9 protein-coding genes are annotated in these 10,388 nt (G+C 76.1%); 6 read left to right on the forward strand and 3 right to left on the reverse strand.

Going from position 1 to position 10,388, the window contains the following annotated elements; translation table 11 throughout:
- Positions 1-12: 12 nt before the first annotated feature.
- Positions 13-2,700, reverse strand: a complete 2,688-nt coding sequence (locus ACFU6K_RS18570) for a LuxR C-terminal-related transcriptional regulator (protein WP_380664288.1) — start codon at positions 2,698-2,700, stop codon at positions 13-15.
- Between the two features lie 486 nt (positions 2,701-3,186).
- Between ACFU6K_RS18570 and ACFU6K_RS18575 the strand changes: the two genes are divergently transcribed.
- The 6 genes from ACFU6K_RS18575 (at position 3,187) to ACFU6K_RS18600 (ending at position 8,140) form a co-directional block, all read left to right on the forward strand.
- Positions 3,187-3,684 (forward strand): flavoprotein, encoded by a 498-nt coding sequence (locus ACFU6K_RS18575; RefSeq protein ID WP_380664290.1) that lies wholly within the window; start codon positions 3,187-3,189, stop codon positions 3,682-3,684.
- 106 nt (positions 3,685-3,790) lie between these two features.
- Entirely contained in the window at positions 3,791-5,179 is a 1,389-nt protein-coding gene (locus ACFU6K_RS18580; RefSeq protein WP_380664292.1) for an NAD(P)/FAD-dependent oxidoreductase, read from the forward strand.
- A gap of 234 nt (positions 5,180-5,413) precedes the next feature.
- Positions 5,414-6,376 (forward strand): DUF6528 family protein, encoded by a 963-nt coding sequence (locus ACFU6K_RS18585; RefSeq protein ID WP_380664294.1) that lies wholly within the window; start codon positions 5,414-5,416, stop codon positions 6,374-6,376.
- Between the two features lie 251 nt (positions 6,377-6,627).
- Complete coding sequence (locus ACFU6K_RS18590) at positions 6,628-6,945, forward strand: hypothetical protein (protein ID WP_380664296.1); 318 nt, start codon at positions 6,628-6,630, stop codon at positions 6,943-6,945.
- Positions 6,942-7,520: an acyl-CoA thioesterase gene (locus ACFU6K_RS18595; RefSeq protein ID WP_380664298.1), complete on the forward strand. Its 579-nt coding sequence runs from the start codon at positions 6,942-6,944 to the stop codon at positions 7,518-7,520. Before ACFU6K_RS18590 ends, ACFU6K_RS18595 begins: the two co-directional genes overlap by 4 nt.
- A gap of 224 nt (positions 7,521-7,744) precedes the next feature.
- The gene (locus ACFU6K_RS18600) at positions 7,745-8,140 is read left to right on the forward strand and encodes a DUF2267 domain-containing protein (protein WP_380664300.1); all 396 of its coding nucleotides are present in this window, start codon (positions 7,745-7,747) and stop codon (positions 8,138-8,140) included.
- Between the two features lie 62 nt (positions 8,141-8,202).
- On the opposite strand, the gene manA is transcribed toward ACFU6K_RS18600, so the two are convergent.
- Complete coding sequence (manA, locus tag ACFU6K_RS18605) at positions 8,203-9,411, reverse strand: mannose-6-phosphate isomerase, class I (protein WP_380664302.1); 1,209 nt, start codon at positions 9,409-9,411, stop codon at positions 8,203-8,205.
- 20 nt (positions 9,412-9,431) lie between these two features.
- The gene (locus ACFU6K_RS18610) at positions 9,432-10,364 is read right to left on the reverse strand and encodes an ROK family protein (RefSeq protein ID WP_380664304.1); all 933 of its coding nucleotides are present in this window, start codon (positions 10,362-10,364) and stop codon (positions 9,432-9,434) included.
- Between the last annotated feature and the right edge of the window lie 24 nt (positions 10,365-10,388).

Below are 10,388 nucleotides of genomic sequence, written 5' to 3' on the forward strand. Positions count from 1 at the left end.
CGTCCGCGTCCGCTACCGCTCCAGCGCCGCCACCAGCTGGGTGCGCCGGGCGATCCGCAGCTTCCGGTAGGCGTTGGTGAGGTGGGTCTCCACGGTGCGGCGGGTGAGGCAGAGCGCGGAGGAGATCTGGGCGTTGGTGTGCCCCGCCGCCGCCAGTTCGGCCACGCGCCGTTCGGCCGGGCTCAGAGCGTGCCCGCCGTCCCGGTTCCGCACCCCGCCCTCGCGCAACGCCTCCTCCGCCGCGTCGAGGAGACGGCCGGCGGGGGCCGGTCCGCCGCTCTCCGGGGCGGGCCCGGCCAGCCGCAGGGCCACGGCGTGCGCCTCGCGCAGCGTGTCGCGGCCCTTGCGGCCGTTGCCCGCCTCGATGTGGGCCCGGCCGAGGTCGATCAGCGCCTCGGCGAGTTCCACGGGCGCGGCGGCCGGCCTGAGCAGCTCGGCGCCCTCGGTCAGCGAGCACAGCGCCAGCCGGCCGCCCACGGCCGCGGCGTACGCCCGCAGTGCCCGGCCCACGGTGCGCGCGGTGCCCCAGGTCCGGGCGTGGCGCAGTTCCTCCTCGGCGAGTTCGCGGGCTTCGTCCCGCCGCCCGAGCCGCACCAGGGCGAGCGCCGCTCCGGAGCGCCACGGCGTGGCGACCGGGCTGACGAAGTCGTGGGCGAGCTGGCCGGCTCCGCAGACCAGGTAGTCGTCGAGGGCGGCCTGCCAGTCGCCGTCCGCGGCGTGCAACAGGGCCCGGGTGTAGCTGAGTTCGTTCCACTCCCAGGAGCTGTCGCCGCCGGACGGGCCGACCAGGGCCACGGCCTCCCAGGCCGCGGAGCGCCGGCCCGTCTCGCGCCGGGCGGTCGCCACCATGGCGGCCAGGTGCGGCAGTCGGACGCCCTGTCCGGCGGTCGCCTCCACCAGGGGGGCGTTCTCGGCGATGACGCGGTCGAACTCCCCTGCCCAGAGCGCCGCTTCGGCCCGGACGCTGAGCAGGCACTGCACGCCCACGTCGGTCAGGTCCGGGGGCACGGGCGGGGCGGGCAGGCACTGGCCGGTCAACTCCCGTGCCTCGTCCAGGCGGTCCGCCCACTGGAGCAGGGTGGCCGCGCTGCCGAGCCAGGCGGTCCGCAGGCGCGGGTCCACCGGTGCGGTCAGCCGCGGCCGGACCCGGTCGAGCACCTCGGCCGCCGAGCAGAGGCCGGCCCCGGCCTCGTACTCGGTGATCAGTCCGCACACCAGGGGCTCGATGGCGGGGGGTGCGGTCGGGGCGAGCGCGCGCAGGCCGGCGACGGCGCCGCGCCAGGCGTCGTTGTCGTGCGAGGAGACGAGCGCGCCGAGGGTCCCCAGCACCTGGACGAGTTCGTCGTCGTCGGCGCCGCGACCGGCCCGGCGGAGGACCTCCAGCGCGGTGTCGGGATCCCGGCGCGCGACGTGGGCCGCGCAGAGGGCGGTGGCCGCGGTCGCCCGTTCCCGCAGGTCGGTGTGCAACTCCAGCCCGGTGCGGAGCCGGCGGATCCCGGCGGTCGCGTTGTGCGGGAGCTCCAGGGCGCCGAGGCGCATGGTGAGGGCGGCCCGCCGGTCCGGATCGAGCGGGCCGCTCAGGGCGTGGCGCAGGTACGCGGCGGACTCCGCGACGTGACCGGCGCGCACCGCCTCCTCGGCGGCCTCGGACAGGGAGCGGGCCATCCACGCCTCGCCGGGTCGTTCGACGCGCAGGAGCCGGGAGGCCACGGCGGTCGCGGGCGCGCCGCTCTCGTCGAGCAGTTCGGCGACGCGGGTGTGCAGTGCGGCGATCTCCTCCGGCGCGGCGACGGCGAGGACGGCCTCCCGCGCGAGGGGGTGGTCCAGCAGCCTGCTGATGCGGCGCGCCGACCGCTCGCCCGGGGAGCGTGTGGCGGTGCAGAGGTCGGAGAGCTGGTGGAGCAGGCCGGGGCCGACGGGCATCCCTCCCTCGGCGGCGACGGCGAGGGCGAGGCAGGCGTGGCGGACGCAGGGGTCGGCCCGTCCCAGCCAGCGGGCGATCGTGTCGCGGAAGCGGCTGCGCGACGGGGTGGACGACGGGCGGGGGAGCGCCCCGTCGGCGAAGTCGGCGACGAGCGCCCGGACCAGGGCCGGGTTGCCGATGCCCGCCTCGACGCAGGCCACGGTGGACCGCTGGTCCAGGCCGGCGTCCCGGGCGAGGCGGATGACGGCGGGGACGGTGAGCGCGGGGAGGGTGACGGCCGTGCCGGTGGCGGGCGACAGGAGGGCCGGATCGGACGGGTCGGCGCGCTCGGTGAGCACCAGCAGGACGGGGAGCTCGGCGATGCGGCGGGCGAGGTAGCCGAGCCAGCGCCGGGACGGCTCGTCGGCGTGGTGGAGGTCGTCCACCGCGAGCAGGACCGGCCGCTCGGCGGCGGACCGGGTCAGCCTGGTCACCAGCCCGTGGAACAGCCGCTGTTCGTCCGGTCCGGCCGCGACCGAGAAGGGCACGGCCTCGTCGTCCGCGAAGAGCTGCCGGACGAGCCCGAACGGGAACGCCGTCTCCTCCGGTACGCCGCGGGCGCGTCCCACGCGCACGGCGTCACCGTCGGTCTGCTGCCGGACGACCGCCTCCAACGCGGCGGTCCGTCCCATGCCGGACACCGGTGCCGAGAGCAGGACCCAGCGTCCGCTGCCCGCCCGCGCCGCCGCCGCGGCCGCCGAGGCCGTGTCCAGCACCTCGTCGCGCTCCAAGAGCATGTGCTCCCCATCCTGTCGGTCCTGTTCGGCCGGTCCGGCCCGTGGTGCCGGTCCGGGCCGTCCCCAGCGGTCCGGACAGGGGGTTTCCGCGGTGGTCGGAGCGGTATTCCGCAGGAACATCGTGAACGATCTCTTTCCGGTTCGATCTTCACCCACGGGTGGTGCGGGGCGGCCGGTCGAAACGGAAAACGGCGTGATCATGCTCATGGCAGAGCCTGATCCCGACGCTACCGCCGGGTTTCCCGCAGGGTGTCCTGCCTGCGACGACGGCGATGCCCGGCCTCCTGGCCCCTCGGGCGGCGTCCCGGGGCGCGGTGGCGGACGGACACCCGTGCCCACTCGGTTCGTCGGCGTACCGGTGGGGCCCGGCCAGGTTGTTCGAATACTGGTCGATCCCGTCGGGCGCGGGCCGGCGGGCGGAGCGGACCACGGAGGCGGCTTACCGTTCTGGGGTCCGCAGGCAGGTCGAGAGTGGGGAGTCCCGGGGTGTCCGAGGCGAGGAAGCCGGTGCTGTACGTCGTGGTGTGCGCGGCGGGGGTCGCGGGCGGGGTGGGGGAGCTCATCTCGGCCGCGCAGGAGCGGAACTGGGACGTGGGGGTGGTGGCTACGCCCCAGGCCATGGGGTTCATCGACGTCGAGGCGATCGAGGAGCGGACCGGGTACCCGATCCGCTCCGCCTGGCGGAAGCCGGGGGAGCCCCGGCCGCTGCCGGACCCGGACGCCCTCGTGGTGTCCCCCGCCACCTTCAACACGCTCAACAAGTGGGCCCTGGGCATCTCGGACACCCTGGCGCTGGGGATTCTCTGCGAGTCGTACGGCTGGGGCGTCCCGGTCGCCGTCCAGCCCTGCCTGAGCGCGGCGCAGGCGGCGCATCCGGCCTACCCGGACAGCCTGGCGCGGCTGCGGCGGATGGGCGTGCGGATCGCGGACTTCACGCCGGGCTCGTACGACTGGACGCGGGCCCTGGAGCTGCTGCGGGACTGACAGGGTGGCTGATCGGGCCCGGCGATCCTTGCAGTGTGGGGGGTGGCCCGGGCCGAACCCGCGGCGGTAGCGTCCGGGCAGGTCAGCGAGGGTACGGGAGGTTCCGGTGGCGGCGGTCAACGGCGAGGTGTCGTTCTGGTACGCGGCGGACGGGGTGCCGGAGCCCGGCCCCGCACTGCCCGGGGACCGGGACGTCGACGTGTGCGTCGTCGGCGGCGGGTACACCGGCCTCTGGACGGCCTACTACCTGAAGAAGGCCGACCCCGCCCTGCGGATCGCCGTCCTCGAACGGCGGTTCTGCGGCTACGGCGCCTCCGGGCGCAACGGCGGCTGGCTGTACAACGGCTTCGCGGGGCGCGGCGCGTTCGCCAGGCGGTACGGGCGGGAGCGCGCGGCCGCGATGCAGCGGGCGATGGACGAGGCGGTCGGGGAGGTCGTCGACGTCGCCGGGGCCGAGCGGATCGACGCGGACATCGTGCGCGGCGGCGTCCTCGAAGTCGCCCGCAGCAAACCGCAGTTGCAGCGCCTGCGAGCCCACGTCGAGGCCGAGCGGGCCTACGGCGAGGGCCGGGTCGAGCTGCTGGGCGCCAGGGAGGCGGCCGAGCGGATCGACGTCGCCGGCACCCTCGGCGGCTGCTGGACCGCGCACGGCGCCCGCCTCCAGCCCGCCCGGCTCGCCCGCGGACTCGCCCGTACCGTCCGCGAGTTGGGCGTCGAGGTGTACGAGGGGACGCCGGTCACCGCGATCCTGCCCGGCAGCGGCTACCGCAAGCCCCGCGCCGTCACCCCGTACGGCACCGTCACCGCCGACCACGTGCTGCGCGCCACCGAGGGGTTCACCGCCGGGCTGCGCGGCGAGAAGCGCACCTGGCTGCCGATGAACTCCGCGATGGTCGCCACCGAGCCGCTGCCCGCGGAGTTCTGGGCGGAGGCCGGCTGGGAGGGCCGCGAGGTGCTGGGCGACTTCGCGCACGCCTACATGTACGCGCAGCGCACCGCGGACGACCGGATCGCGCTCGGCGGACGGGGCGTGCCCTACCGGTTCGGCTCGCGGACGGACTCGGACGGCAGCACCCAGGTGGAGACGGTGCGCCGGCTCCGGGCCGTCCTCGACCGGTTCTTCCCGGCCGCCGCGCACGCCCGGATCGACCACGCCTGGGCGGGCGTGCTCGGCGTCCCCCGGGACTGGTGCGCCACCGTGGAGCTGGACCGGGTGAGCGGGCTCGGCTGGGCGGGCGGGTACGTCGGCAGCGGGGTGACCACCACCAACCTGGCCGGCCGCACCCTGCGGGACCTGGTGCTCGGCCGCGACACCGAGCTGACCCGGCTGCCCTGGGTGGGCCACACCGTGCGGCGCTGGGAGCCGGAGCCGCTGCGCTGGCTCGGGGTGCACGCGATGTACGCCGCGTACCACGCCGCCGACCGGCAGGAGGCGGCCGGCCGGGCCACCACGTCGCCGATCGCCCGGGTCGCGGACCTCGTCGCCGGGCGCTGAGCCTCCGGGGACAGGGGTGTTGAACGGGCGCGGTTGGGTGGCGCCCGGTTGACGGGCCGGCGGCGTGCCGACCCGGTGCGACGGCCGCCGGTGCCGTCGTCCGGCCAGGATGTGCGGATGACAGTGAACGAGGCGGACCCGCCGCCGGTGCCGCACGATCCACGGCCGTCGGATCGATCGTCCGTTCGGACGTGCCGCCGAGCGGAGTCGGCCCGCAGCGCCCACGGTGAAGGCGTGCTGAGGAGAACACTGCCGGCCCTCGCGGTCGCCCTGCTGCTCTGCGCGCCGACGAACGGCGCGTGGGCCAGGTCGCCGGGCCGGCAGGTGGCGGTCGTGGACCAGGCCTCGCGCAGCGTGCTGGTGTTGCAGAGCGCCGAGGAGCTGATGGCCTACCGCGGCCCGGACCGGCTGCCGGTGGTCTGGGGCTGGAGTGCCGACCGCGCACCGGAGTTGGCGGATCTGACGCCCGCCCGCAGCTGGACCAACCCGGACGAGGCCAAGTCCCGGATCCGGCAGGGGCGGCGCTACCTGCTGACCACCGCCTCCGGCGGATTGGCCGCCGTGGTGGAGACCACCACCGGCCGCGTCCACTGGGCGACGGACCTGGGGACGGCGGCCAACCCGCACAGCATCGAGCTGCTGCCGGACGGCAACGTGGCGGTGGCGGCGAGCGCGGTCGGCTGGGTGCGGCTGTACGCGGCCTCGCAGGGCCCGCGGGCCGCGGCGTACGCGGAGTTCCCGCTGCCCGGCGCGCACGGGGTGCACTGGGACGCGCGGACCGGCCTGCTCTGGGTGCTCGGCGACACGGCGCTGACCGCGCTGCGGGTCGGCGGAACCCCGGCCGCGCCCGCCCTCACCGTCGTGCGGAGCAGCCCGCTGCCCGACCACGGCGGGCACGACCTGGCGGCCGTCCTGGCGGATCCCGGGCGGTTCTGGGTGGCCACGCTGACCGGCCTGTGGCGCTTCGACCCGGCCACCGACCGCTTCACCGCCGTGCACCTGGCCGATCCGGCCGCCGAGCGGGACCTCAAGAGCGTCGGCGACGAACCCGGCACCGGCCGGCTGCTCACGGTGGCGCCCGAGCACGAGGCCCCGTGCGACTGGTGCACCTCGGTGATCACCCTGCACCGGCCGGAGGGGACGCGGTCGCTGCGCGGCTCGCACCTGTACAAGGCGAGGTGGTGGAGCGTCTGGTAGCAGATTTTGTTCCCCGAGGAGTCGATCCGGGGCCGCGCGTCGTGGATACCACCCGAATTGCGGACGGCATTCGACTGATGGGGCATATTGTGTACACCGACAAACTACTCCGATGGAGGTCAGTTTTCCGTCGTGGTCGGCAAACCATCCGTCGACCCCCGTCGGCTGGGATAGCGTCGTGGGGTCGGGGGGTCGACACCGATCCGGTGCATTCGAACGCTAGCTACTGGGCCGTAATGGCCGAATGAGTCATGGAGAAAAACATGCGGAATTTCCCTGCGGAAAACCGGCCAGACGGAGTCGACGACCTTCAGCTCGCGATGGAATCACTGGCCGCCTTCCCGTCCCGGAACGCAGGGAGCGGGGCGGATGTGACCGAGCGGCTCGCGGCCGTTCACGATCTGTGCCGTGCGGTCGACGCGGTGCTGGACAGCCTGGTCGTCCAGGCCGCCGCCGAGGCGGCCGAAGAGGGTTGGACCGCGGCCCGGATGGCGGCCGAACACTCCGGCTACTACGCCAGGTTGCAGCGCGCGCTGCTCCCCGCCGGTGCCGGGCTGACCCGGCAGTGAGCGCGGTGCTGCCGGGCGTGCACGTGCTGTCCTGCCCCACCCGGTGGAGCGACGTCGACGAGAACGGGCACATCAACAACGCCCGTCTGGTCTCCTACATCCAGGAGGGGATTCACGACCTGTTCCGCCACCACGAAACCGCCGTACGGGAGTCGCTGTTCCCGTCCGGGTTCATTATCGCCAGGCACGAGATCGACTACCTGGAGCAGTTGCACCACCGGCCCGAGCCGCTCTCGGTGGTACTCACCGTGGAACGGCTCGGACGGAGTTCCGCCCAGGTCGAGGTGAATGTCTGCCGGGACCGGATCACCTTTATGCGGGCGCGGACCGTGGTGGTCGCCCGGGACCGCGAATCCGGCCGCTCGCGGGCACTGAGCCCGGCGGAACGGATCTTTCTCTCGGCGTTTATGCCGGACCCGGCCCGCGCCCAGGCGGTCCTGGCGGCCACGACGGTGACCGCGGCGGCAGCGGTGAGCGCGGCGCCCCCGGCGCAGCGCGTGGCGGCCGGCCCGACCACCGGCGGGCTGCTGCCGTCCCGGCGGCCGCGCAGGCGGTGCCACGCCTCGGCGCGGTGACCGGAGAGGCGAGCGGTGCGGTGAACCGCAGGACGGGCCGTTGCCCCGGGGCGGCGGCGTGATCGACGGCGGCGGCCGGTTCCGAAGGCGCCGGGGCGAGTTACGCTGAGCAGCACGGGCACCGGTACGTCCCACGGCGGTCACGGACCGCGATCCCCGTCCTGGCCCAGGGCGAGCGCGCCGCCGTCGGTCCGGCCGAGCCCGCCGACCGGAAGGAGGACGCGATGACCATCTCCTGGGAGGACTTCCTCGCCCGCGTCGTGGAGCGCGGCGAGTACCGGGGCGCGGCCGAGGCGGACCACGCCACCCGGGTCGTGCTGGCCCTGCTCGGCGAGCACCTGGTGGGGTCCGAGCGGGGCGAACTCGCCGACGCGCTGCCCGAGACCTACGCCTCGCTGCTGCGCGACGCCCAGCCCGCGGCCGAGCCGCTGACCGCCGAGCGCTTCGTGCAGGCCGTGGTGGGGTGGATCGACGGGGCGACCCCGGCGACGGCGCAGTGGGACATCGGGGCTGTGCTCAGCACCGTCGCCGACCTCGTCCCCGGGGAGCTGCTGGACCAGGTGATCGAGCAACTCCCGGACGGCTACGACCTGCTGTTCGGCCACCCGGCACCGGCCTGAGCCCGCGGCCGGGCCCGCCGCCTGGGCCCGCGGCCCGCGGTCCGGGCCCGCCGCCCGCGCGGCTACCCCGTGGTGGCCCGGAACAGCTCCGCGCCCGGGCCGGTCAGTTCGACCGGCCCGGCGCCCGGGCGCAGGTAGGCCGACGCGCCCGCCGGAAGCGGGAGTTCGGAGCCGCCGGGGGAGTGCAGCAGGGCCTGCCCGGAGACGCAGAGCAGGATCTGCGGGGCGGGGCGGTCGACCCGGACCGCGGCGGCGCCGGGGCGCAGCCGGGAGAGCCTGAACTCCTCGGCCGGCGACGGGTACTCCTCCTCGAAGCCGTCGCCCGTCGGGCGCGGCGCGAGCAGCCCGGGCTCCCCGGGGCGGAAGTCCGTGACCGCCAGCAGGCCGTCCACGTCGACGTGCTTGGGGGTGAGGCCGCAGCGCAGCACGTTGTCCGAGTTGGCCATCAACTCCACGCCCACGCCCCGGAGGTAGGCGTGCGGCACACCGGCGTCCAGGTACAGCGCCTGTCCGGCGGTGAGCCGGACGTGGTGGAGCAGCAGGGCGGCGAGCAGCCCCCGGTCGCCGGGGTACTCCTCGGCGAGGCGGGCGTACGCGGCGCTGCCGGCGCCGTACGGCCCGCCGGCGGCCGCCGTACGGCGCAGGGCGCCCGTGACGGCGGCGAGTTCGGAGCCGTCGGCGTTCAGGCCGGAGCGCAGCAGCTCGGGCAGGACGGCCTCGGCGGGCCGGGTGCGCAGGGCGGCGGCCCAGGGGGCGAGCACGCCGAGCGCGTCCAGCAGCCGGGCGGTGGCGGCGGCCGGGCGGAAGCCGCACAGAGCCTCGAAGTCGCCGAGCGCGCAGAGGAGTTCGGGCTTGTGCCCGCGGTCCCTGTACACCCGCTCCGGCGCGTCCAGCGGGATGCCCCGGGCCTGCTCCGCCGCGTACCCGGCCTCGGCCTGGGCGCGGGTGGGGTGGACCTGGAGGGAGAGCGCCCGGTCGGAGGCCAGCACCTTGAACAGGAACGGCAGCGCCGGGCCGAACCGCCGTACGGTGTCCGCGCCGAGCAGGCCGTCCGGATCGGCGTCGATCAGCTCGTTCAGCGGCCGCGGGCCGGTGCCGTCCCCGCTGTCGCCGGACGCGCACAGCAGGGACGGCGCCGACGGGTGGGCGCCCAGCCAGAGTTCGGCCTGCGGGGTGCCGTCGGGCGCGGCGCCGGTGAGGGCGGGGATGGCGGTGGGCGAGCCCCAGGCGTAGCGGCGGACGGGGTTCTTCAGGAGGGAGAACGGCGGCATGCGGGCGGCTCCGGGGAGGCTCAGCGGCAGAGCGCGGCCGCGCCGATCAGCCCGGCGTCGGTGCCGAGCTCGGCGCGGCGCACGTCCAGGCCGCGGATGTACGAGAGGGCGGCGTAGCGGTCCAGGTGGCGGGCGAGCGGGGCGAACAGCACGTCCCCGGACTCGGCCACCCCGCCGCCGACGACGACCCGGGAGAGGTCCACCAGGGCGGCGGTGGCGGCGATCCCGGCGGCCAGCGCCCGGGCGGCGCGGTCGAAGGAGGCGAGCGCGACCGGGTCGCCCGCGGCGGCGGAGGCGGCGACGGCGCGGGCCGTCCGGTCGCCGTCCTCGGGCCGCCAGCCCTCGGCGAGCGCCCGGCGGGCGATCGCGGTGCCGCTGGCGAGGCCCTCCAGGCAGCCGCGCGAGCCGCACGGGCAGGGCTCGCCGTCCAGGTCGACGGTGATGTGGCCGAGGTGGCCGGCGTTGCCGCTGGGGCCGGGGCGCACCGCGCCGTCGAGCACCAGTCCGGCGCCGACGCCGGTCGACACCACCAGGCAGAGCGCGTTGTCGGCGCCCCGGGCCGCTCCCTGCCAGTGCTCGGCGGCGGCCATCGCGACGCCGTCCCCGGCGAGGCGGACGGGCAGTGTGCGCGCTGCCACCGCCGGGTGCGCGGCGACCGCGGCGACCAGCGGGAAGCCGCGCCAGCCGGGGATGTTGACCGGGCTGACGGTGCCGTCCGCGAGGTCGACGGGGCCGGCGCTGCCGATCCCGACGGCCGTCACGGCGGCCCAGTCGGCCGTCCCGGCGAGCCGCTCCAGCACCTGGTGCACCACGGCGAGCACGGCCGCGCCGGGCTCGGTGGCGGGGGTGGGCAGCTGGAGCCGGTGCCGCGGCCGTCCGTCGGCGTCGACCAGCGCCCCGGCGATCTTGGTGCCGCCGATGTCGAGGGCGGCGAACAGCGGGGTGAACGGCACGGTGGGCTCCAGGAAGTAGGGGGT

Origin of the sequence: Kitasatospora sp. NPDC057512 (assembly GCF_042802135.1) — a bacterium.
Taxonomy (GTDB): domain Bacteria; phylum Actinomycetota; class Actinomycetes; order Streptomycetales; family Streptomycetaceae; genus Kitasatospora.